Origin of the sequence: Nocardia puris (genome assembly GCF_036051655.1) — a bacterium.
GTDB classification, from domain to species: Bacteria; Actinomycetota; Actinomycetes; order Mycobacteriales; family Mycobacteriaceae; genus Nocardia; species Nocardia puris.
The window spans coordinates 1,332,113-1,354,933 of sequence record NZ_CP107943.1; the positions used below are offsets into that span (position 1 = coordinate 1,332,113).

Here is a 22,821-nt window from a genome sequence, read left to right on the forward strand (position 1 = left end):
TGAAGCTCGGGGTTTGCCTTTCCTCGGTCGGATTCCCGTAACCATAGCTCGGGTGGCAAGCGCACGGGGTCGGGCACACGTTCGCGGGGCACTCGGCGGCGCGGATCGGCGGCGTTCGGAAAGGTGCGCCCGGCGGGCCGGCGACGGGGCGCGCGGGCGGAATCGGCGGTGCGGGATCAGGTGGCGCGCGGCTCGCGCGGTGAGGTCACCCACCCCCAGATACAGCTCGTCCCTCACCCCGGATGCCGGTGGTGAGGGACGAGCTATGGATCGTGCGGCTCAGCTGAGCGCGCGAACTCCGGTGGCCTGCGGGCCCTTGGTGCCCTGGCCGACCTCGAACTCGACCTTCTGGTTCTCCTCGAGGGTACGGAAGCCCGAACCCTGGATCTCGGAGTAGTGGACGAAGACGTCAGCGGAGCCGTCCTCGGGCGCGATGAAGCCGAACCCCTTCTCCGCGTTGAACCACTTCACAGTTCCCTGTGCCATTCTGTTCCTTCTCTTTTCTTACCGGAACGGCGGACAACTGGGTTCGTCCACCGGGTCCGTTCCGACCGCTGTACTCTTGGTTCCCCCTGCAGGAAAGCACCAAGCACACCGTTCGCAACATCGATCCTGCTGACGGTTTGGACTTTGGATCCGTCCCTCGAACACAGAAGCTTGCGACCAGGACCCAGTGAACCATGTCTCCGAGCATTTCAACAGTCGAGTTACCGACAATTTGCAAAAAAGTTGATCTTGCGAATGCGCAGGTGAGGGACAGAATGCCCGAATCCGTACTTGAGGTTGGTTTGCTTCGTGATAACCGGGAGAGCGTGCAGCTAACGAGCTGTGACCCAGGTCGCTATTTGGTATCGAAATCGCTGGTCGGTCTTCCAAACCGCACACGTTTCACACTTCCCCCGCGTGTCGAGGTCGTCGCGTCGTGAATCCAGCCGACCGGGCGGGCCTGACCGCGCCCCTCGAAGAGCTCAGCTATGGGCGATCGTTGCTGAATCGCGTCCTGGCCGGAGCGCCCGACGACGACCCCCGCCTCACCCATGTCGCCGAGTTCCCGGCGCGGCCCGCGGCCACCGCGAACTGGCCGGAATGGGCGGCGCCCGACGTGGTGGAGGCGCTGCGCGACACTGGAATCGGCCTGCCGTGGACACATCAGGTGCAGGCCGCCGACCTGGCCGCGGCCGGGCACAACGTCGTGGTCAGCACGGGTACGGCGTCGGGCAAATCGCTGGCCTATCAATTGCCGGTGCTCACCACGTTGCGCGAGGATCCGCAGGCCACGGCGCTGTACATCGCACCGACCAAGGCGCTCGGCGCCGACCAATTGCGCGCGATCGGCGAGCTCACCCACGAAGGGCCGCTGCGCGATATCCACGCAGCCTCTTACGACGGCGACACCCCCGCCGAGATCAGGCAGTGGGTGCGGGCGAACGGTCGCTGGGTCTTCACCAATCCCGACATGCTGCACGTCGGCATCCTGCGTTCCCACCAGCGCTGGGCGCGGGTCCTGCGCAGGCTGCGCTACGTAGTGGTGGACGAATGCCACGCCTACCGCGGGGTTTTCGGCTCGCATGTGGCGCTGGTGCTGCGCAGGTTGCGAAGGATCGCCGCGCGGTACGGCGCCGATCCCGTGTTCATCCTCTGCTCGGCCACCACCGCCGAACCCGAAGCCGCGGCGGCGCGGCTGGTCGGCGCCCGGTGCGTCGCGGTGACCGGGGACGGTTCGCCGCGCGGCCCGCGCACGATCGCGCTCTGGGAGCCGCCGCTGTCGAGCACGCTGACCGGCGAGAACGGTGCGCCGGTGCGGCGTTCGGCCACCTCGGAGGCGGCGCGGATCATGGCCGATCTGGTGGTCGAGGGCGCTCGGACGCTGACCTTCGTCCGGTCCAGGAGGTCGGCCGAACTCACCGCGATGGACGCCCGATTCCACCTCTCGCAGGTCGATCCCGAGCTCGCGGCGCGCGTGGCCGCCTACCGCGCCGGCTACCTCGCGGAGGATCGGCGCTTACTGGAAGCGGCGCTGTCCGACGGCACATTGCTGGGCGTGGCCACCACCAACGCGCTCGAACTCGGAGTCGACATCGTGGGCCTGGACGCGGCCGTGCTCGCCGGATTCCCCGGCACCGTCGCTTCCTTCTGGCAGCAGGCGGGGCGGGCCGGGCGGCGGGCGCACGGCTCGCTCGTCATGCTCGTGGCCAGGGACGATCCGCTCGACACCTACCTCGTGCACCACCCGGAAGCGTTGCTGGACAAGCCCGTCGAGGCGACGATCACCGACCCGCGCAACCCCTACGTGCTGGGCCCGCAACTGCTGTGCGCGGCACTGGAACTGCCCCTCACCGACGCCGAGGTGGACGAACTCGGCGCGCGGGCGGTGCTGGACGACCTGGCCACCGACGGGCTGATCCGGCGGCGCACCGGCCGCGACGGCGCGGCGCGCTGGTACGTCACCGCCGAGACACAGCCGCACGACGCGGTGGACGTGCGCGGCGGCATCGGAGCGCCGGTCGCCGTGGTGGACGGGGAGACCGGGCGGCTGCTCGGCACGGCCGACGCCGGTCGCGCCCCCGCCACGTTGCACGAAGGGGCCGTCCACCTGCATCAAGGCGAAACTTTCGTGGTGGACGAGCTCGACCTCGACGGCGGGGTCGCGTTCGTGCACGCCGCCGAGCCCGGGTGGACCACCAGCGCCAGGCAGGTCACCTCGATCGTCGTCGACGAGATCACCGACGAGGCGGTGCACGGCGCGGTGACCAGCGCGTTGGCGCGGGTGCGGGTGACCGGCCAGGTGACCGGGTACCTGCGCACGCTGCCCACCGGCGAGGTGCTCGACCTGGTGGAACTGGACCTGCCGCCGCAGACCCTGCGCACCGCGGCCGTGCTCTACACCGTCACACCCGAGCTGCTGACCAGGGCGGGGATCGCCCAGAACCGGGTGCCCGGCGCCCTGCACGCGGCCGAGCACGCGGCCATCGGACTGTTACCGCTGGTGGCGAGCTGCGACCGGTGGGATATCGGCGGCGTCTCCACCGCCGAGCATCCGGACACCGGGCTGCCGACGGTGTTCGTCTACGACGGCCAGCCCGGCGGGGCCGGCTTCGCCGAGCGTGGCTTCGCCCAGCTCCGGCACTGGCTCGGGGCCACGCTGTCGGCGATCGAGTCCTGCGCCTGCGCGCAGGGCTGCCCGTCGTGCGTGCAGTCCCCCAAGTGCGGCAACGGGAACCATCCGCTCGACAAGGCGGGGGCGCGGCTGTTGCTCCGCGCCGTGCTCGACGAACTGAACGAGGTGTGATCGGCGGTGCCTCGCGCAGTAGGCCTCGCGCTCAGGGTTCCCGCAGGTCACGGGCGTGATCAGGATTCGTGACCGCGTCGCGTCCCCGGTGTGACCGCGCGTCGACCAGCCGGACGGTGACCGATCGGCAGCTGCCCCGGACAGTGTGGGTTTTCGGTGATCACCGGGCGTGTCGGCCGGGCCGAATAAAAAGGAAGATTGTCATGTTAACTGGACTATTGCCCTTGCAGTGAGACACACGACGTGCGGATTCATTCCGATGAATTCCGCGTCGCCACGGAGAATGTCTAACACGTGCCAATTATTCAGCCATTCCTATTGTTCAATTAGTTCACGAGGAACTAACACCGGCCAGTGTATGCGCGCGTACATCACCCCGCATTGTCGACAGGTCCCGCTCTCGCCATCGCCACAACGGTCCTCGACCCGAACAGACCCATTGGTATTTTCCGAGTGGTCGTGACGGTGGCCTCCCATCCCCGCACCTCGCACTCCCGAATCCGCGCGCCGTTGCGCCGCGCGACCTCCGCACCCTCCGCGCAGGCCACCTCGATCCCCCGATCCAACGCACCCGCCACAGCCAGCGCCGCCAGATCCGCACCGGCCTGCGCGAAATGCCGCGCCACCACCACCGCCCCGACCTGCCCCACCAACGATGTCGCCCCGATCAGTCCGGTCAGCGCCAGGCACACGAACACCGTCGCCCCACCTCCGTCTCCCGCGAACCGCCGAAGCCGAACGCCACCCTGTTCGCGTAGCCGCACGCCAGCCGCTTCTCGTCGCCGCACGCCGCCCTCGTCGCGTGGCCGCGCACCACCCGCCTCACATCGCCACGCGCCACCGTCGTCACATGGCCGCACACCGCACGCCTCACATCGCCGCGCATCAGCCGCCTCACATCGCCGCACGCCACCCTCATCACCCAGCCGCACGCCGCCCGCCGCGTTGTGCCGATCAACTCCGGGCACCCGCACTTGTTCGGATGCCGCGACCCGTTCCACCGGTCTCCGTGCGAAACCTGGCCACCGGGCTCGCGGGATGTGGCGGTTCGTCGGGTGGACTGGCAGCCGAGCTCGTGGGATGGGGTGGTTCATCGGTCGATCTCCGGTTCCAGCGCGGCGACGGCCTCCGCGTGGAGGCGGAGTGGGAGTAGGGGTGGGCGGGCGGTGACGGTGGCGATCGCGTAGGAGCCGTCGACTCGGACGGTGATGTCGGCGCCGGAGGGGGCGACTCGGTGTGCGGTGGGGACGGCGCGCGATTCGTCGCCGCGCGCCGTCAACCTGGCCGCCTCGCGCGCGGCGTCGACACAGCGCACCTGCGCCGACGCCGCGAGCAACACACCGAGACAGGTCAGCACCGCCGCCACCAGAGCACCGAGCGAGATCGCCGCCTCCACCGTGACCGCACCGCGGTCGTCACCGAGTCCTACACGCTGGTGTTCAGCGCCCGGTCGATGATCCGAGTCAACGCGTTCACGATCGAATCGCCCGTCACCACCGTGTACAGAATCGCGCCGAAGGCCGCGGCGGCGATCGTGCCGATGGCGTACTCCGCCGTGCTCATGCCCTCGTCGGCGATGCTCAGGCGCAGGATCCGCGCTTGCAACCGCGCGGGGAACATCTTCACCGCGAGCACCAGCCGCACCGCCCGCGCCTGCGGATTCCGCTCGGCCGCACCGTGTTCCGAGTTCCCGGCCCGCGCGACCGCCCTCGGGTCGGTGCGCCGGAAGCGCCGCTTGGCCCGGAGGATGAGCACCCGCATCCGCCGCACGGCGGGATTCCGCTTGTTCAACGGGCGGGCACGCGGACCCGCCGTCCGCACCTCCCCGGTCTTCTCGGGTGCGTCCCGGTGTGGCAGCCACACCAGTCCCCCGCGCGGCCGGACCATCCGATCCGCCGATCCCTCGATTCGCACCGATATCCCCTTTCCTCGATACCCGCGCGGCCCCTCCGCGCGGGTGAGTTCTGAGCGACGGGTGAGTCGCGGTCGAACAGCCGACCGCCGGCACACCCGCCATGTCGCGAGTTCCCTGTGCGGCCTCGCCGTCCACCAGCGCCGTTGCCTCGACTGGACCAACCAACGGAGCCATCACCGCGGCTCCGCCACTCGTTGCGCCCTGCGGACGGGCACCGAGGGAAACGCGTGGATACGCGGTCCGGGGTCGTAGCGGGTGGGATGGATGTTCACAGGAGACCGTCGCCGAGGACGTTGCCCGCCAGGCCGATCACGACCGGCACTATGCCGAGGCAGACGAAGGCAGGCAGGAAGCAGAGGCCCAGCGGGCCGCCGATCAGGACTCCGGCGCGTTCGGCACGGGTCGCCGCAGCGTCCTCCGCCGTGGCGCGGTGCTGGGTTGCGAGTTCGGACACGGCCTTCGCCAAGGATGCGCCCGATCGTGCCGAGCGGCGTGCCATCCGAGCCAAGGCTTCGACGTCGGCGGCTCCCGGTCCGGGCGGTGCCACAGCGGCCGCGCGCTCCCACGCGTCGGCGGGGTCGGCGCCGAGGGCGAGCAGATCGGCCGCCGTCGCCAGCGCCGACCCGAGAACCGGCGGGGCGCCGGGCGCCACCGCACGCGCCGCGCTCGCCATCGGCAAGCCGGACCGCAAGCACGCCGCCAACAGGTCGAACACCGACGCCGCGCCCAGCGGATCCGCCGGCCCCGACCGAACCGCCGCCACACGAGGCGTGCCCTCCCGCAACGCGCGCAGTCGCCGACCGGTGGTGACTCGCCGCGGCCACGCCAGGAACGCGGCTGCCAGCATCACCGATGGACCGACCAGCCAGCCACCCAACTCCACAACCCCTCCCCCGAACTCGAAACCCCAACGGTCCCAATGCGACAGCGCATGCGTCGTCACCGGTCCACGGCCCGACAACCACACCGGCAGCCCACGGCCCGACAACCACACCGGCAGCGCGCAGCCCGACAACCACACCGGTAACCCGCAGCCCGACAACCACACCAGCCGCCGGCGACCCGCCGACACGGGTAACCCGCGACCCGACGACAACACCAGCAGCCCACAACCCGACGACACAGGTGACCCGCGACCCGATAACCACCTCAGGAACCCGCGACCCGACAGACAGCCCAGGAGCCCGCGACCCGCCGACTGCCCATCTCTCGGAAACGACACCCGCAGGCCCGTGCGGGTCCGACCCAGGGCGGAATCCGGTCTCTCGTACGCAAACTCCGGCCGACCTCCACCGAGGCATCGCCGGACTGTCTGGGCGCGATCGGGAGTTATCCACAATTGCCCACAGGCCGTGGTGTGATCGTGTCCCTACCGCCAGGACATCACCTCGTCTGAACATGCTGTGGGACAGGGGTTCTCGGTGTCGGGACGCAGCCTGTCGAGTCTCCACGGATCGCCGGCTCGCGTGGCCCTGACTCATTCGCGCTGCGCGGGTTGGGTCAGGGCATGGTTCGATGGCGCGGCCGGACTGGGGTGGGGCTGTGTTCGTTTGGGGCGGAGGAGGTTCGAGGTTCACGGCAGGACCTTTCTGGTGATCGCGTCGGACCACAGGAGGCCGGTGCAGGCCAGGGCGGCGCCGAGGGGAAGGAGGATCGCGCCCGCGGGCGAGGTGAGGAGGATGCCGAGGGGGTTGGCGCCCATGAGCTGGCCGAGGGCCAGTCCGAGCAGGGGCAAAGTGGACAGGACGGTGGCGGAGGCGCGCGGGCCCGCGAGTGCCGCGGTGGTGCGGCTGCGGAAGCGGACGCGGCCGAGCAGGTCGGTGCGGGCGGCGGTGAGCAGATCGGCCAATGCGAGACCGTGCCGTTCGGCGATCGACCAGGCGTCGGCGACGCGGGTGAGCTCGGGGGCGATCACCGCGTCCGCGTCACGGACCCCGTCGGCGGCGGAACCGCCGAGCCTGCTGCGGGCCGCGCCGACCGCGAACGCACGGGCCGCCGCGCCACCGGATTCCCTGGCCGCGACTTCGGCCGCCGCGGCCGGGTGCGCGCCGACGCGCAACTCGCCGATCACCGCCTCGAGCGCGTCCAGCAGGAGGGTCGACTCCACGGCGTGCTCGCGGTCGCGGCGAGTGCGACGGAACCGGACCGTGAGCGTGCCGACGACGACGGCGGCCGCGAGCATCGGCCCGACTCCTACCGGCGCGACGATCACGACGGTGGCCACTGCCGCTACGCGAATCAGCTTGCCGAATCGGAACTTCCGATCAGCCTGGATGCCGAAGAATGCACGCAGGCGGTGCCGCGAACCTGAGGCTGGGACGAGCAGCAACGCCGCTGCCAGACACAAGATCGCCGGAATCGCGGACGAGCACCAATCCCTCATCGGTCCAACCGTTCCGCGAGAAGGACCGCCAACGCCTCCGCACCGGGCACCGCACCGCCGGTAGCGCGCCACGCGGCGCAGATGTGCGCTGTTCCGTTCGCGGAGCGGTCGAGCACACCGATCTCGTGGAGACCGCGGCTTCCGTCGGCACGGCGCTGAACGTGCAGGATCACCTGAACGGCGGCGGCGAGCTGGCTGTGCAGGGCGGCGCGGTCCATACCGCCCAGGGCCGCAAGGGCTTCCAGGCGGGCAGGCACTTCGCGCGGGGAATTCGCGTGGACGGTGCCCGCTCCGCCGTCGTGCCCGGTGTTGAGAGCGGTGAGGAGATCGACCACTTCGGCGCCGCGCACCTCGCCGACCACGATGCGGTCGGGACGCATGCGCAACGCCTGGCGGACCAGATCGCGCACACCGACCGCGCCGATACCCTCCACGTTCGCGGTGCGCGCGACCAGGCGCACCACGTGCGGGTGGGGTGGTGCGAGCTCGGCCGCGTCCTCGACGCAGACGATGCGCTCGCGCGCGTCCACCGCCGCGAGCAGCGCGGACAAAAGTGTTGTTTTTCCTGCTCCCGTGCCGCCGACGACGAGGAACGCGAGGCGGGCGCGCACGATCCGCTCGAGCAGTGTGCGCGCCTCGGCGGGGACGGCGCCCGCGGCGGCGAGTGCCGCGAGCCCCTGGGTGGCGGGGCGCAGCACGCGCAGGGACAGGCAGGTGCCGCCGTGGGCGATGGGCGCCAGCACGGCGTGCAGGCGGACGCCGAACGAACTGCCCAGCGCCGCTTCGGTTCCCGGCAGTCGGCCGTCGACCCACGGCTGGGCGTCGTCGAGTCTGCGGCCCGCCGCGAGAGCCAGGCGCTGTGCGAGCCTGCGCACCGCCGCCTCGTCAGGGAAAGTGATCGCCGTTCGCTCGAGTCCGTCGCCTCGGTCGATCCACACCGCGTCGGGCGCGGTGACCAGGACGTCGGCGACGCGCGGATCGTGCAGCAGGGGTTCGAGCACGCCCGCGCCCGTCATCTCGGTCTGCAACAGGCGCAGCGCCCGGAGCATGTCGGTGTCGCCCAGCACCCCGCCGGCCTCGGCGCGAATGGCCGCCGCGACCGCCGCCGGATCCGGCTCACCCGCGCGCCCCGCCAGGCGCTCCCGCACCCGGTCCAACAGTTCCGCCGTCACCAGGGTGCTCATGCCCCACCACCGCCGCTGTTGACCGAATCCAGCCGCCCCACGACCAGGGCGTGGGAGGCGGGCCCTGCCTCGTTGATGCTCGGGGCCGCTCCGTAGGGCCGCGCCCATGTCGGCGGCGCTCCCGCATCCCGCCCTTCTCGACCGCGCGACACCACCCCGCCCGCACTCTCGGCGAGCCGGACCACCGCACTCGAACGGGCGGCGGCTGCGGCGTAGGTGGGCGGGTTGCACACGCCCCCGAGACATTCGGCGGGCAGGTCGGTGAGCCCGCCACCGCGCCCGCGAAGACCGCACCGGGCACTCAGCCCGGCAATCGGCTGTCCGCAGACGAGCGCCGAACGCAGGTCAACCGCCTCGGGGCGCCTCACCGCGCACCCCCGACAGGCGCGTCGACCAGGGCGAGGATCGCGTCGGCGGCTTCGCGCAGTCCACCGCGGCGCGGTGCGCGCAGGCCTCCGCGCTCCAAGCGGCTCGGGAGTGCCGGGTCGGCGCGGATGGCGGCGAGCAGGGGCAGGTCGAGGATTTCGGCGAGTTCGCCGCCGCGCAGGCCGCCGGGAGCGGGACCGCGCACGACCAGCCCGATATTCGGGTTGCGGCGGGTGAGGTGGGTGGTGGCGCATTCGGCGGCGGCCGCGGCGCGCAGGGTGGCGCGCGTGACGAGGACGACCAGATCGGCGCGGTCTAGCGCCTGCTCGGCATGCGGGCCGCGCTCGCCGGAGACGTCGCAGATCACGAGATCGCCTGCGCCACGGCATGCTTCGAGTACGGCGCGCATGGCGCTCGCCCCGATCGGGCTCGGCAATCGACCGGCACCGCCGCGCCCGCAGGACAGCACCGTGAGGCCGGGTGCGGCACTCGGCAGGGCGCTGTGCAGTGCGGGCGCGGCCACCCGGCCGTCCTCGACCACCAGGTCGGGCCAGCGCACGCCGGGCGTGGTTTCGATGCCGAGCAGCAGGTCCAGACCCCCGGCGAGCGGGGCCGCGTCGACCAGCACCACCTCGCGCCGGACGGCGCCCGCGGCCGCCCGCAGCGCCGTGGCCGCGGCGAGTACCGAGGCTCCCGCACCGCCGCACGCGCCGGCGACAGCCACTACGACACCGCCCGCGGCGCGCGGTTCACCGTGCTCAGCAAACTTCTCGATAAGCCCGACGGCGGCACCGGGCAGCGCCACCACACGCTCCGCGCCGACGGCGGCCGCGGCCTGCCAATCGGGGAGCTCCGGCTCGCCTTCGGTGACCAGGACGACGCCGGCCCGGCGCACATACGCCGCCTCCGCGCACTCCCGCGCCGACTCTGTGTCGAGGATCACCATGGGTGCGGCGGTCCACGCATGCCTGCCCGCGGCGGACTCGCGCTCCTCCAGTGCGCGGGCGGCCGCGGCCGCGACACGGCGCACCTCCTCGCGCAGGCGGGTGTCGCGGATGAGCACCAGCGCGGGCGGCATCGGGCCTGGCTGCGGGTTGTCGGCGTCCATGCAGGTCAGCGTCGCGGAAACGGGCGCGGTGCAGAAGACCCGATGTGCCGAATGTGGATAACTCAGGCGCTGTGGACAACTCGGGCGCCGACGAGGAGTGGGGAACCGTCCCCGAAATAGAGGACGGCCCCAGCCGGGGGGGGAGGAGGCTGGGGCCGTCGGGTTCAGCCCCGGGGGGTCGGGCTGAACGCGCCTGGACCATGTCCAGGTGCCAGCAATACTACACCCATTCCCCGGCCCTTACGCAAGTCCGTCTTCGGAGAAGTTTCGCCGGCACCGGACACCCGGCGTCTGCCGAGCAAACTCACGGCGCCGATCCCGTCCGCTGACGCGCCCGCACGGACTCCGTTGGTGCGGAGCCCATCCGAAGCCCTCGCACACGAACGCTGGACATGCGCGCAGCAGGAACGCCTGGGCCGGATACGCGCGTTCGAGCGAAGGCGAGGAGGTACGCGCAACACGCGCCCCGAGCCTGTGGCCGGCCACACGCACCGAGCGCCCGAGGCAGAGCCCACCAGGGCGACGGCACACACAACCCATCCCCAGCCCCGCGCATGGCCGGAGCAAAGCCGGAGGTTACGCACGGCTGACACTGCTGGGGCGTAGCCCCATCCTCAGCCCCCGCGCACGGCCGCAGCGAAGGCGGAGGTTACGCACGGCGGACACTGCTGGGGCGTAGCCCCATCCTCAGCCGCCGCGCACGGCCGCAGCGAAGGCGGAGGTTACGCACGGCTGACACTGCTGGGGCGTAGCCCCATCCTCAGCCGCCGCGCACGGCCGGAGCGAAGGCGGAGGTTACGCCTATTCTGAACGGATGATGGCCGAAGGCGACCTGACAGCGGTTCCGGACGGGCGGACACCCGCCCCCGACGGCGCGGACGCGCCCGCGGCGCGCACGCGGGTGGCCGCGTTCTTCGATCTGGACAAGACCGTGATCGCCAAGTCGAGCACGTTCGTCTTCAGCAAGCCGTTCTTCGCGCAGGGGCTGCTGAATCGGCGCGCGGTGCTGGAGAGCAGCTACGCGCACTTCCTGTTCCTGCTCTCCGGCGCCGACCACGATCAGATGGAGCGGATGCGCGAGCACCTCACGAAGATGTGCGCGGGCTGGGACGTGGAACAGGTGAAATCCATTGTGGCCGAGACGTTGCACGAGCTGGTGGACCCGCTGATCTACGCCGAGGCCGCCGACCTGATCGCCGATCACAAGATCAGGGGCCACGATGTGGTGATCGTCTCGGCCTCGGGCGAGGAGATGGTGGGGCCGATCGCCGAGGTGCTGGGCGCCTCGCACACCGCGGCCACCCGGATGGTGGTGAAGGACGGCAAGTACACCGGCGAGGTCGAGTTCTACTGCTACGGCGAGGGCAAGGTGACCGCGATCGAAAAGCTCGCCGCCAGTGAGGGTTACGACCTCGCGCGGTGCTACGCCTACTCCGATTCGGTGACCGATCTGCCGATGCTCGAGGCGGTGGGCCATCCCACGGCGGTGAACCCGGACCGGAACCTGCGCAAGGAGGCGACGGCGCGCGGCTGGCCGATTCTCACGTTCTCCAACCCGGTTTCGCTGTGGGCGCGCTTCCAATCGCCGTCCTCGACCACGGTCGCCGCGACGGCGGCGGTGGGGCTCAGCGCGATCCTGGCGGGGGCGATCAGTTACCGGCTGCTGCGCCGGCGTCGCTGACCGTTCGCCAGCTGACTCCCGGCCCGCGAAAGGGGTATCAACGGGCGTCCTCCACGGGGACGGTGCTCGGGCGCGACCAGGCATTCAACCACGAAACGCCGCGCGACACGCCGATATTTCCATGCGTTTTCGGCACTTGAGTGACGCCACTCACAGTGGTAGAAATGTAGCTACGGAAGGACGGAAGGCCAAGGCGGAGCCGGAAGAGAAGGTTCAGTCTCCCGACCCACCCTTCCCAGCACGGACACCAGGCACCCACGCGGAGCACGCCGCGCAAGGGCAGAAGCGTTGTGGGCCTGCGAAATCCGGGTATGTCGACGGCGATGGCCTCGCACAGGTTGCGGGGATGAACCGCGGCGAATCCGGACGATCGCCGAGGCCGCCGAACACAACCCACACAGCACGCTTGGTAACCCGGTAGTCCGTGCTAGCGGGCGGTGAGGTCGACATCGACAACGCCGCCCGCTTTGATGTGCGCGGACCCTATCCCGAGGCCGCGTCCGCGATCGAGGTCGCCTCGCGCGCGCCGTCTTCCAGTGCGCCGCAACAGAAGATCACCCAGCCGCCCACCGTTTCGGGCTGCCCGGTGCCGAACGCGGCCGCCGCGTCCAGATACGCCTGCCGCCGCCGCAGCCAGAACACCTCCGGCACCCCGAGCGCGTGCGGATCGAGCCCGCTCGACACCGTGACCAGCCGGGCCGCGGCTCGCGCGACGATTCCGTCCGCCGTGCCGAACGGCCGCAGGGTCAGCAGCTCGCCGTGCACCACCGACGCGATGACCGGGGCGGGCGCGCGCGTGGTGAGCACCGTCTGGGCCAGCACATCGAGCCGTTCGGCCACGCCGGGCGTGGTGCGCGGACGGCCCAGGGTCTGCTCGTCGGACACCATGTCGGCTGCCGCGAGCAGGTGCAAGCGCGCCAGCGCCTGCAGGGGCGCGCGCTGCCAGACGCCGGCCAGGTTGCGCAACGCGTCACCGTCGAGGGCCTGACCGACACGCAGCGAGCCCGCCAGGATCGGGTCCTCGACCCGGCCGTCGGCGGGCAGCTCGGTGCTGCCGCCGTCGATGGCGGCCGAGGAACGCGCCGCGCGGACCGCCGCCTCGGCGGCGGTGGTGGGCCAGCCGCGCCGGTTCGCCTTGTGCCGGTGCACCGCGGCGAGCGTGTCGCGGGCGCGGTCGGCGGCGTCGCGCACGCCGGGCAGGTCGACGAGAGGTTGCAGCGGGTCGGTCACGGAATACGAGGCTACTGGTGTGGGGGCCGCCACCGCCGCGGCAGGTCACAGGCGGAAGGTCTCGCCACCAACAGCACGCACCGGCAGCTCGCGCCCCGGACCGAGAAGAGGCGCGGTGCCCCTCGTGCCGCCCACGCGGGCTCGTCCGGCATCGCCCGAGGTTCGGACCGCGCGTGCCGCCACGAACGGCCGGCGTACGCCGGCGCCGCCGTGTCGTCGGCATCGGTGCGCGGAAGTCGGGCCCTACCGCCCGGACCCACCGGCACCATTCAGCCGCACGACTGCGCCGACGTCGATGTGCCGACGGTGGCCCGGCCATCCGGGCCTGCGACCACCCCGCCACCTGTCCGGCCTGCGACCACCCCGTCACCTCACCCCACCAGCAGATCGCGCCCCGGAATCGCGTCCAGCAGCCGCCGCGTGTACTCCTCGCGCGGGTTGTCGAACACCTCCTCGGTCGCCGCCGATTCCACCACCCGCCCCTCGCGCATGACCAGGACGTGGTCGGCGATCTGCCGCACGACGGCGAGGTCGTGGGAGATGAACAGGTACGACAGGCCCAGCTCGGCCTGCAGTTCGCCGAGCAGGTTCAGGATCTGCGCCTGCACCAGCACGTCGAGCGCGGAGACGGCCTCGTCGCACACCACCACCTCCGGCGAGAGCGCCAAGGCCCGCGCGATCGCGACCCGCTGCCGCTGCCCGCCGGACAGTTCGTTCGGATAGCGGCGCAACACCGAGTCGGGCAGCGCGACCTTGTCCAGCAATTCGCGGACCGTCGCGGCGCGTTCGGCGGCGGTGCCGATCTTGTGCGTGCGCAGCGGCTCCTCGATGGTGCGGTAGATGGAGTACATCGGGTCGAGCGAGCCGTACGGGTCCTGGAAGATGGGCTGCACGCGGCGCCGAAAGCCGAAGGCGCCCTTGGCGTCCAGCTTCGCCACGTCGCGGCCGTCGAACGTGACGCTGCCCGAGGTCGGTTCGAGCAGGCCCAGCACCATGCGCGCCACCGTCGACTTGCCCGATCCGGATTCGCCGACGACGGCCAGCGTGGTGCCGCGCGGCAGCCGGAACGACACGTCGTCGACCGCGCGATGGTTCGACGAACGCCACGGCGCCGACCCGCGGACGCGGAAGTCCTTGGTCAGGTGCTCGGCGATCACCACGTCGCCGGTGCGTTCGGCGACCTGTTCGGCCACCTCTACCGCGTGCTCCCGGATCTCGGCGCGTTTGCGCACCGCCGAAAGCCGTTGCGAGGCCAGCGAAGGCGCGGAGTCGACCAGCTTCTTGGTGTAGGCGTGCTGCGGCTCGCGCAGGATGCGCAGGGCGGGACCGGATTCCACCACCCGGCCGCGATACATCACCACCAGGTGCTCGGCGCGTTCGGCGGCCAGGCCGAGGTCGTGGGTGATGAGCAGGACGGCGGTGCCGAGTTCGGCGGTGAGACCGTCTAGGTGGTCGAGGATCTGGCGCTGCACGGTGACGTCGAGCGCGGAGGTCGGCTCGTCGGCGATGAGCAGTTTGGGCCGGCAGGACAGGCCGATGGCGATCAGCGCGCGCTGGCGCATCCCGCCCGAGAACTCGTGCGGATACTGGTTCACTCGGCGCGCCGCGTCGGCCATCCCGGCTTCCCCGAGCAATGCGATGGACCGCTTCTTCGCCTCCGCACCTTTTGCTATCCCGTTGGCCTCCAATGTCTCCCGTACTTGAAAACCGACCTTCCAGACGGGGTTCAGATTCGACATAGGGTCCTGCGGCACCAACCCGATCCCACGCCCCCGCACCGCGACGATCTCCTTCGGCGACGCTTTGGTGAGGTCTTTCCCGTCGAACACGATCGACCCCGACGTGACGCGTCCCGTCCCCGGCAGCAGATCGATGATCGCGTGCGCGGTGGTGGATTTCCCCGAACCGGACTCGCCGACGATCGCCACCGTCTGGCCCGGATAGACGGTCAGGCTCACGTCGCGCACGGCGGGTATCAGCTCCCCGTCGGCGCTGAAAGCGACGTTGAGGTCCCGGATGTCGAGCAGCGGACGATCGGCGCTCATCGCTTCCTCGCCTTCGGATCGAGCGCGTCGCGCACCGCGTCGCCGAGCATGATGAAGCTCAGCACCGTGAGTGCCAGCGCGGCGGCGGGGTAGAACAGGATGGCCGAGGTCCGCAGATCATTCTTGGCCCGCGCGATATCGCCGCCCCACGAAACGATGTCCGGTGGCAGACCCACGCCGAGATACGACAGCGTGGCCTCCGCGACGATGAACACCCCCAACCAGATCGTGGCCACCACGATCAGCGGCCCGGCGGCGTTCGGCAGCACGTGCCGCACCAATACGCCCATCCGCGACACTCCCAATGCCCGTGCCGCCGTGACGTATTCGCTGTTCTTCGCCTCGATGACCGCGCCGCGCGCGATACGGGCGGCCTGCGGCCAGGTGAACGAGGCGAGTACCAGGATGACGTTCAGCATGGTGGCCGGCCGCAGCATCTGGAGCAGCACGATCGCCGCGAGCACCATGGGGATCGCGTAGAAGATCTCCGCGATGCGCGAGACGATCTCGTCGAACAGGCCGCCGAAGAAGCCGGCCAGCGCGCCGAGCGTGCCGCCGATGAGCACGAACAGCGCCGCCGCGCCCATCCCCACCAGCACCGACGCCCGCGCGCCGTAGATGGTGCGCGCGTACACATCACAGCCCTGCCGGTCGAAGCCGAACGGATGCCCCGGGCGCGAGGGGGCCATGATGTCGTCACCGAGGCAGCGGCGCGGGTCCTGATCGGTGAACAGTCCCGGCCACAGCACCACCACGGCCACGATCACGATGAGCAGCACCGCGATCAGGAACAGCGGATTGCGCCGCAGCCTGCGCCAGGCATCGCCCCAAAGGCTGCTCGGCGCACCGGTTTCCGTCACGCGATCGGTGGCGAGGATGGTCACCTCCTCCGGAGGCGCCACGTAGTACTCCTGCCCGGGCCGGGCTTGCTCAGGCATAGCGAATCCTCGGATCGAGTGCGGCGTAGAGCAGGTCGACGACCAGGTTGGCGAGCAGGAAGATCACCACCAGCACCGTCACGAACGACACCACCGTGGGTGGTTCCACGCGCTGGATCGCCTGGTAGAGCGTGCCGCCCACGCCGGGGATGTTGAAGATGCCCTCCGTGACGATCGCGCCGCCGATGAGCGCGCCCAGATCGGCGCCGAGGAAGGTCACCACCGGGATCATCGAGTTGCGCAGGATGTGCACGGTCACCACGCGCCGCCTGCCCAGCCCTTTCGCCGTGGCCGTGCGGACGTAGTCGGCGGTCATGTTCTCCGCCACCGAGTTCCGCGTCAGCCGCAGCACATAGGCGAACGAGAGCGAGCCCAGCACGAACGCCGGCAGCAGCAGTTCGGTGAAGCTCGCCTGCCCGCTGACCGTGGTGGGCGCGATCCCCCATTTCACCCCGAACAGGAACTGGGCGATATAGCCGACCACGAACACCGGCATCGCGATGATCACCAGACTCGCCACCAGCATGGTGGAGTCGAACAGCTTGCCCTTGCGCAGCCCCGCGATCAGGCCGAACACGATCCCGAACACGCCCTCGATGAACACCGCCATGAACGCGAGTTTGATGGTGATCGGGAAGGCGCGGGCCAGTTCCTCGCGCACCGGCCTGCCGGAGAACGCGGTGCCGAAATCGAAGGTCAGCACGCCCTTCAGGTACAGCAGGTACTGCATGAAGAAGGGCTCGTCCAGGTTGTACCGCGCCCGCAGCTGTGCCTCGACGGCGGGCGTCAGCGGTTTCTCACCGGCCAGCGCCTTGATCGGGTCGCCGGGGATGAGGAACACCATCGCGTAGATGAGCAGCGTCGCGCCGAGGAACACCGGGATCATCTGGAGCAACCGGCGCAGGATGTACCAAGCCATCGTCGGGGCCCGCGCCGGTTACTTCTCGATGTTCTCGAAGTCGAACAACCCGTTCCACGCCAACCGGACGTTGCGCACGCGATCCGAATGACCCGCCGCCGCAACGTAGTCCAGCACCGGGATGTCGGCCATATCGCGGATCAGCAGCGCCTGGGCCTGCGCGATGATCCGGTACGACTCCTCCGGCGTGGCCGCTGCCAGCGCCTGGTCGAGCAGGCGGTCGAACTCGGGGTTGTTGTAGTTGACGTTATTGGTCTCGGAGAAGCTGTAGTACTGCGACGTCAGGAACTGCAGCATCGACGGATAGTCACCCTGCCAGCCGTAGCGGAAAGCCTTTCCGATCGTCTCGGCGGTCACCTCGTCGCGAATGGCCTTGAAGGTCGGGTACGGAACGGCGATAGCGTCGATGCCGAGAGTGTTCTTCACGCTATTGGCCACGGCCTCGACCCACGCCTGGTGTCCCCCGTCGGAGTTGTACGCCAGTTCGTAGCGCCCCGACCACGGGGAGATCGCGTCGGCCTGCGCCCACAGCCGCTTGGCTTCCTCCGGATTGAACTGGAGGACTTCGGAACCCGGCAGGTTGCCCTCGAAACCGGGCAGGGTGCTGGCGGTGAAATCGCGCGCGGGGATGCGGGTGCCGTGGAAGATCTTGTCCGAGATCTGTTCCCGGTTGATGGCCATCGAGATCGCGCGCCTGCGCAGCAATCCCTCCTCACCGGCGAAATGCGGCACGTTGGTCTGAATGCCGATGTGCTGGTTCTGCGCGGTGGGTTTGGTGATCGCCCGGTCGCCGAGATCCTGCTTGTACACCGCCAGGGCGCTGGCCGGGACGGTGTCCAGCGCGTCCAGGTTGCCCGACTGCAGGTCCGCGTAGGCCGTGTCGAAGGACTGGTACATCACGAATCGCAGGCCCTTGTTCTTGGCCGGACGGCCGCCCGGATAGTCCGGGTTGGGCACCAGATCGATCTTGACGTTGTTCTCCCACGTGCTGAACTTGTAGGGGCCGTTGCCGATCGGGTTGCGGCCGAAGGCCTCCATATCGGCGAACGCCGCCTCGGGCAGCGGGTAGAACGGCGCGTAGCCGAGCGCGTTCTCGAAATCGATCGACGGCTGCTTCAGCTCGATCGTGAAGGTCCGGTCGTCCACTACCTTCAGGCCCGACATGGTCTCGGCGGTCGGCTGTTCGGCCGACACCTCGTCGAATCCGAGAATCGGCGCGAACACGTAGTTCTGGAGTTGCGCATTGGTGCTGAGCGCGCCGTAGTTCCACGCGTCCACGAACGAGGAAGCGGTGACCGGTGTGCCGTCGGTGAACGTCCAGTCCGGCTTCAGGGTGACCCGGTAGTTCTTGCGGTCGGTGGTCTCGATCGACTCGGCCACCTCGTTGTGCGCGACGCCCTCGGCGTCGTAGTACTTGAGCCCGGCGTAGAGCCGGTCCACGACGCGGCCGCCCATGTTCTCGTTGGTGTTGGTGGGCACCAACGGATTCTGTGGTTCGGCGCCGTTCACGGTGACGATGTCGGCGTCGCCGCCGTCGGTGGAACAGCCGGCCAGTCCGAGGCCGGTGGCGAGTAGTGCGGCCGCGGCCAGCGCGGTGACTCGATGAAATCGCAACGCGTACTCCCGATGTCGCGTAGGAGGAGGCGGAGCGCCGGGCGGCGCCCATCGTGCCCCATAGCGCCGACCGGGCGATCCGCCTCGGAATGCCTGGGACGTTAGCCAGTCGAACAGGTCTTGTCATGAGTTCCGTGCGGGCGATAGTCGCTTGTTACCGATACGGCAACATCGGCGAAACACCGGCGGGCCGCCGACGGCGGCCGGAACGGATGCGCGGACGCGGACGCGGCGTAGGTCACACTTGGCTAGGGTCGGGGGTGGCAGAGTCGACGCGAAAGAAGAGACGTGATGACCGAAACCACCGATCACCGGGCCAGTTACCCGCCGAGCGCGGAATTCGCCGCGCAGGCCAACGCCGACGCCTCGCTCTACGCCGCGGCCGAGGCGGACCGGCTTGGCTTCTGGGCCGAGCAGGCCGGACGCCTGCACTGGCATCGCCAGTGGGACCAGGTGCTGGACTGGAGCGACGCGCCGGTCGCGAAATGGTTCGTCGGCGGACAGCTCAACGTCGCCTACAACTGCGTGGATCGCCACGTCGCCGACGGGTACGGCGACAAGGTCGCCATCCAGTGGGTGGGCGAGCCGGGCGACACCCGCGCCCTCACCTACAAAGACTTGCTCGCCGAGGTGTCCCGCACCGCGAACTACCTCACGGACCTGGGCCTGACGGCTGGCGACCGGGTCGCGATCTTCATGCCGATGGTCCCCGAGGCGATCGTCGCGATGCTGGCCTGCGCGCGCCTGGGCCTCACCCATTCGGTGGTGTTCGCGGGCTTCTCCCCCGCCGCCCTGCGCCAGCGCGTGGACGACGCGCGGGCCCGGTTGATCATCACGACCGACGGTCAGTGGCGTCGCGGCAGCGCCGCCCCGCTGAAGGCGGCGGTGGACGAAGCGCTCGACGCGCCCGGCGACGCGCCCACCACGGTCGAGCACATACTCGTGGTGCGCCGCACGGGGATCGAGACGCCGATGCGTAAGGGCCGTGACCTGTGGTGGCACGAGACGGTCGCCGCCGCCTCCCCCGACCACGAAGCCCAACCCTTCGACGCCGAACACCCCCTGTTCATCCTCTACACCTCCGGCACCACCGGAAAACCCAAAGGCATCCTCCACACCAGCGGCGGCTACCTCACCCAAGCCGCCTACACCCACCACAACGTCTTCGACCACAAACCCGACACCGACATCTACTGGTGCACCGCCGACATCGGCTGGGTCACCGGCCACAGCTACATCGTCTACGGCCCCCTCGCCAACCGCGCCACCCAAATCGTCTACGAAGGCACCCCGAACTACCCCGACGAGCACCGCCACTGGCAGATCGTCGAGACCTACGGCGTGACGATCTACTACACCGCGCCCACCCTCGTGCGCACGTTCATGAAGTGGGGCAAGGAGATTCCGGCCGCGCACGATCTGTCCAGCTTGCGGTTGCTGGGTTCGGTGGGCGAGCCGATCAATCCCGAAGCGTGGCGCTGGTACCGCGACACCATCGGCGCGGGACGCACGCCCGTGGTGGACACGTGGTGGCAGACCGAGACCGGCGCGATCATGATCTCCCCGCTACCGGGCGTCACCGCCGCCAAACCCGGTGCGGCGCAGACACCGCTGCCCGGGATCAGCGCGCGGGTGGTGGACGAGGACGGCAACCAGGTCCAGCTCGGTGAAACCGAGGCGAACGGTTACCTGGTGCTCGACCAGCCGTGGCCGTCGATGCTGCGGGGCATCTGGGGCGACATGGACCGCTACCGCCAAACCTACTGGGAACGCTTCGCCGAACACGGCTGGTACTTCGCCGGCGACGGCGCCCGCCTCGACACCGACGGCGACCTCTGGGTCCTCGGCCGCGTCGACGACGTCATGAACGTCTCCGGCCACCGCCTCTCCACCGCCGAAATCGAATCCGCCCTCGTCGGCCACGCCGGCGTCGCCGAAGCCGCCGTCGTCGGCACCACCGACCCCACCACCGGCCAAGCCGTCGTCGCCTTCGTCATCCTCACCGCCGACACCCCCGACACCGGCCAACCCCTCATCGACGAGCTGAAAAACCACGTCGCCCACACCATCAGCCCCATCGCCAAACCCAAAACCATCCACATCGTCCCCGAACTCCCCAAAACCCGCTCCGGCAAAATCATGCGCCGACTCCTGCGCGACACCGCCGAAGGACGCCCCCTCGGCGACACCTCCACCCTCGTCGACCCCACAGTCTTCGAGAATATCCGCGCCGAGAACGCCTGACCGCATCCGCACGACGAGGCCGGTGATCTTTCGGGGTCACCGGCCCCGCCGGTTGAGATCGCACAAGAGTGCCGGGAAGTCCGGCCCGCGACGGATCGGCGGCCGAATTGGTCAAAGGGTCGGTGTTGGTGACCTCCATGTCCGCGTCCCTGGCCGGTTCGGCGCTACTGTTGCGGCGTGGGCGTGTCCACCGGGCGCGGCGGACCGCCCGTGCGCTACAACCAGAGGAATGAACCGGCGCGGCCGCGCGCCCACACGGTAGCCTGCGTGACCGTGGCGGGTGCCGCCGCGCACAGAACGGAGCCAGCAGTGCCGGGACAGGGAGAAGGGTCGACCAAGTGAGTTTCACCCAGGGCGGTAACGGGAACGACGCGCGCGACGGTCGCACGGTCACCTCGATTCCGCTGACCGACGCCAACCCCATCGGTTCCGCGAGCTTCGGCTCGCTCGTGCGCGACGCGACCGAACAGATGTCGACGCTGGTGCGCGCCGAAGTGGAGTTGGCCAAGGCCGAGGTCACGGGCGAGATCAAGAAGGGCGTGCAGGGCAGCGTCTTCTTCATCGTCGCGCTGACCGTCCTGCTGTTCAGCAGCTTCTTCTTTTTCTTCTTCCTCGCCGATCTGCTCGACATCTGGCTGCCGCGTTCGGCCGCCTCGGGCATCGTGTTCGCGCTGATGGTGCTGATCGCCGCGCTGTTCGGCTTCCTCGGCTACCGCAAGGTGAAGAAGCTGCGCGCCCCCGAGAAGACGATCAACTCGCTCAAGCAGGCCGGCTCGGTGCTGCCCGCCGGGCTGGGTGGCGCGCCCGACACGCCCGCGCTCACCAAGCGCGAGCACTGACGGCGCGGGTCGCCGACATGACCGCGCATCCGCCCAGTACGCTCGATCGGCGTGTCGGTGAACCTGCTTCCTGATCCTTCCACCGTCCGCTACGACGGCCCCTGGATCCATCGGGACGTGCGCGCCAACGGCATTCGATTCCACGTGGTGGAGGCCGAACCCGAGCGCGCGGACGCCCGGCTCGTCGTGCTGCTGCACGGGTTCGCCGACTTCTGGTGGACGTGGCGCCACCAGCTCACCGCGCTGTCCGACCTCGGCTACCGCGCCGTCGCCGTGGACCTGCGCGGCTACGGCGACAGCGATAAACCCCCGCGCGGCTACGACGGCTGGACCCTCGCCGGCGATATCGCCGGGCTCATCCGCGCGCTCGGCCACACCGAGGCCGCGCTGGTCGGGCATGCCGAGGGCGGGCTGGTCTGCTGGGCGACCGCGATCCTGCACCCGCGCCTGGTCGGCTCCATCGCGCTGGTGGGTTCCCCGCACCCGGCCGCGCTGAAGAGCGCCGTGCTGCGCGACCGCCGCCAGCGCCGGGCTTGGCTGCCCGACTTCCTGCGCTACCAGCTCCCCCGCTACCCCGAGCACCGGCTCACCACCGCCGACGGGGCGGAGGTGGAACGGCTGCTGCGCCGCCGGGTGACCGGAAAATGGTCCGGCACCGACGAATTCACCGACACCGCGCGCCGGATGCGCACCGCCATCCGCATCCCCGGCGCCGCCCACTGCGCGCTGGAGTACCAGCGCTGGGCCTTCCGCAGCCAATGGCGCCCCGACGGCCGCCGCTTCATGGCGACCGTGCGCTCCCCGATCCGCATCCCCGTCCTCGCCATGCGCGGCGAACACGACGACTACCTGCTGAGCGCGACGCTGCACCGCGGACACCGGTGGGCGCCACGCCGCAAGCTGGTGACGATCCCCGACGCCGGGCACTTCGCGCACCAGGAGAATCCGGACGCGGTAGTGGCGGAACTGGCGAAGTTCCTGGGCTGAGTTGTCGGCGCGCCGGGGCGCGCGTGTTCGGTCGTCGGGCTCCCCCCCGAGGTGGTTGGGAGGGTGCGGATGGGGCGTT

18 protein-coding genes and 1 pseudogene are annotated in these 22,821 nt (G+C 70.1%); 6 read left to right on the top strand and 13 right to left on the bottom strand.

The window, feature by feature from the left end; translation table 11 throughout:
• Nucleotides 1-279 precede the first annotated feature (279 nt).
• Nucleotides 280-486 carry a cold-shock protein gene (locus OHB21_RS05840; protein WP_011206895.1) on the bottom strand — a complete coding sequence of 69 codons (207 nt, stop codon included), beginning with the start codon at nucleotides 484-486 and terminating at the stop codon, nucleotides 280-282.
• Between the two features lie 499 nt (nucleotides 487-985).
• Between OHB21_RS05840 and OHB21_RS05845 the strand changes: the two genes are divergently transcribed.
• Nucleotides 986-3,289 (top strand): DEAD/DEAH box helicase, encoded by a 2,304-nt coding sequence (locus OHB21_RS05845; protein WP_195125387.1) that lies wholly within the window; start codon nucleotides 986-988, stop codon nucleotides 3,287-3,289.
• Between the two features lie 371 nt (nucleotides 3,290-3,660).
• On the opposite strand, the gene OHB21_RS05850 is transcribed toward OHB21_RS05845, so the two are convergent.
• The 7 genes from OHB21_RS05850 to ssd form a co-directional block, all read right to left on the bottom strand.
• The gene (locus OHB21_RS05850; RefSeq protein WP_324195166.1) at nucleotides 3,661-4,077 is read right to left on the bottom strand and encodes an Rv3654c family TadE-like protein; all 417 of its coding nucleotides are present in this window, start codon (nucleotides 4,075-4,077) and stop codon (nucleotides 3,661-3,663) included.
• A 302-nt stretch (nucleotides 4,078-4,379) separates the two neighbouring features.
• A complete protein-coding gene (locus OHB21_RS05855) occupies nucleotides 4,380-4,685 on the bottom strand; it encodes a TadE family type IV pilus minor pilin (protein ID WP_067514239.1) in 306 nt (101 codons plus the stop codon).
• Between the two features lie 29 nt (nucleotides 4,686-4,714).
• Nucleotides 4,715-4,909 (bottom strand): DUF4244 domain-containing protein, encoded by a 195-nt coding sequence (locus tag OHB21_RS05860; protein WP_067514247.1) that lies wholly within the window; start codon nucleotides 4,907-4,909, stop codon nucleotides 4,715-4,717.
• Between the two features lie 563 nt (nucleotides 4,910-5,472).
• A complete protein-coding gene (locus OHB21_RS05865) occupies nucleotides 5,473-6,051 on the bottom strand; it encodes a type II secretion system F family protein (RefSeq protein WP_195125386.1) in 579 nt (192 codons plus the stop codon).
• A gap of 726 nt (nucleotides 6,052-6,777) precedes the next feature.
• A complete protein-coding gene (locus tag OHB21_RS05870) occupies nucleotides 6,778-7,587 on the bottom strand; it encodes a type II secretion system F family protein (protein WP_067514238.1) in 810 nt (269 codons plus the stop codon).
• A complete protein-coding gene (locus tag OHB21_RS05875) occupies nucleotides 7,584-8,771 on the bottom strand; it encodes a TadA family conjugal transfer-associated ATPase (protein ID WP_195126417.1) in 1,188 nt (395 codons plus the stop codon). Before OHB21_RS05875 ends, OHB21_RS05870 begins: the two co-directional genes overlap by 4 nt.
• 364 nt (nucleotides 8,772-9,135) lie before the next feature.
• Nucleotides 9,136-10,245 carry a septum site-determining protein Ssd gene (ssd, locus tag OHB21_RS05880; RefSeq protein WP_084538209.1) on the bottom strand — a complete coding sequence of 370 codons (1,110 nt, stop codon included), beginning with the start codon at nucleotides 10,243-10,245 and terminating at the stop codon, nucleotides 9,136-9,138.
• Between the two features lie 814 nt (nucleotides 10,246-11,059).
• On the opposite strand from ssd, the gene OHB21_RS05885 reads away from it, so the two are divergent.
• Nucleotides 11,060-11,926 (top strand): HAD family hydrolase, encoded by an 867-nt coding sequence (locus OHB21_RS05885; protein WP_228790215.1) that lies wholly within the window; start codon nucleotides 11,060-11,062, stop codon nucleotides 11,924-11,926.
• Nucleotides 11,927-12,409: 483 nt separating this feature from the next.
• Here the strand turns inward: OHB21_RS05885 and OHB21_RS05890 are convergent, their stop codons facing one another.
• The 5 genes from OHB21_RS05890 to OHB21_RS05910 form a co-directional block, all read right to left on the bottom strand.
• Complete coding sequence (locus OHB21_RS05890; RefSeq protein WP_067514235.1) at nucleotides 12,410-13,156, bottom strand: Fic family protein; 747 nt, start codon at nucleotides 13,154-13,156, stop codon at nucleotides 12,410-12,412.
• A gap of 371 nt (nucleotides 13,157-13,527) precedes the next feature.
• Nucleotides 13,528-15,201, bottom strand: coding sequence for a dipeptide ABC transporter ATP-binding protein (locus tag OHB21_RS05895; RefSeq protein ID WP_195125214.1), 1,674 nt, complete (start codon nucleotides 15,199-15,201; stop codon nucleotides 13,528-13,530).
• A complete protein-coding gene (locus OHB21_RS05900; protein ID WP_067514233.1) occupies nucleotides 15,198-16,139 on the bottom strand; it encodes an ABC transporter permease in 942 nt (313 codons plus the stop codon). Before OHB21_RS05900 ends, OHB21_RS05895 begins: the two co-directional genes overlap by 4 nt.
• Nucleotides 16,132-17,058, bottom strand: coding sequence for an ABC transporter permease (locus OHB21_RS05905; RefSeq protein ID WP_067514232.1), 927 nt, complete (start codon nucleotides 17,056-17,058; stop codon nucleotides 16,132-16,134). Before OHB21_RS05905 ends, OHB21_RS05900 begins: the two co-directional genes overlap by 8 nt.
• Nucleotides 17,059-17,076: 18 nt before the next feature.
• Entirely contained in the window at nucleotides 17,077-18,672 is a 1,596-nt protein-coding gene (locus OHB21_RS05910; RefSeq protein ID WP_228790212.1) for a peptide ABC transporter substrate-binding protein, read from the bottom strand.
• A gap of 291 nt (nucleotides 18,673-18,963) precedes the next feature.
• Here OHB21_RS05910 and acs point away from each other — a divergent pair, with 291 nt between their 5' ends.
• From acs to OHB21_RS05930, 4 genes and pseudogenes are all read left to right on the top strand, one after another.
• Entirely contained in the window at nucleotides 18,964-20,916 is a 1,953-nt protein-coding gene (acs, locus tag OHB21_RS05915; protein ID WP_328437776.1) for an acetate--CoA ligase, read from the top strand.
• Between the two features lie 89 nt (nucleotides 20,917-21,005).
• Nucleotides 21,006-21,149: pseudogene (gene nhaA, locus OHB21_RS05920) on the top strand (Na+/H+ antiporter NhaA); the annotation flags it as partial.
• Between the two features lie 105 nt (nucleotides 21,150-21,254).
• Nucleotides 21,255-21,755 (top strand): phage holin family protein, encoded by a 501-nt coding sequence (locus tag OHB21_RS05925; protein WP_067507662.1) that lies wholly within the window; start codon nucleotides 21,255-21,257, stop codon nucleotides 21,753-21,755.
• 51 nt (nucleotides 21,756-21,806) lie between these two features.
• Nucleotides 21,807-22,742: an alpha/beta fold hydrolase gene (locus OHB21_RS05930; RefSeq protein WP_067507665.1), complete on the top strand. Its 936-nt coding sequence runs from the start codon at nucleotides 21,807-21,809 to the stop codon at nucleotides 22,740-22,742.
• The last annotated feature ends 79 nt before the right edge of the window (nucleotides 22,743-22,821 follow it).

Excerpts from the sequence above, each read along its gene's own strand:
- acs (WP_328437776.1), top strand. The coding sequence starts at position 18,964 with ATGACCGAAACCACCGATCACCGGGCCAGTTACCCGCCGAGCGCGGAA.
- OHB21_RS05885 (WP_228790215.1), top strand. The coding sequence starts at position 11,060 with ATGATGGCCGAAGGCGACCTGACAGCGGTTCCGGACGGGCGGACACCC.
- OHB21_RS05905 (WP_067514232.1), bottom strand. The coding sequence starts at position 17,058 with ATGGCTTGGTACATCCTGCGCCGGTTGCTCCAGATGATCCCGGTGTTC.
- ssd (WP_084538209.1), bottom strand. The coding sequence starts at position 10,245 with ATGGACGCCGACAACCCGCAGCCAGGCCCGATGCCGCCCGCGCTGGTG.
- OHB21_RS05875 (WP_195126417.1), bottom strand. The coding sequence starts at position 8,771 with ATGAGCACCCTGGTGACGGCGGAACTGTTGGACCGGGTGCGGGAGCGC.
- OHB21_RS05870 (WP_067514238.1), bottom strand. The coding sequence starts at position 7,587 with ATGAGGGATTGGTGCTCGTCCGCGATTCCGGCGATCTTGTGTCTGGCA.
- OHB21_RS05840 (WP_011206895.1), bottom strand. The coding sequence starts at position 486 with ATGGCACAGGGAACTGTGAAGTGGTTCAACGCGGAGAAGGGGTTCGGC.
- OHB21_RS05900 (WP_067514233.1), bottom strand. The coding sequence starts at position 16,139 with ATGCCTGAGCAAGCCCGGCCCGGGCAGGAGTACTACGTGGCGCCTCCG.
- OHB21_RS05895 (WP_195125214.1), bottom strand. The coding sequence starts at position 15,201 with ATGAGCGCCGATCGTCCGCTGCTCGACATCCGGGACCTCAACGTCGCT.
- OHB21_RS05865 (WP_195125386.1), bottom strand. The coding sequence starts at position 6,051 with ATGCTGGCAGCCGCGTTCCTGGCGTGGCCGCGGCGAGTCACCACCGGT.
- OHB21_RS05860 (WP_067514247.1), bottom strand. The coding sequence starts at position 4,909 with ATGTTCCCCGCGCGGTTGCAAGCGCGGATCCTGCGCCTGAGCATCGCC.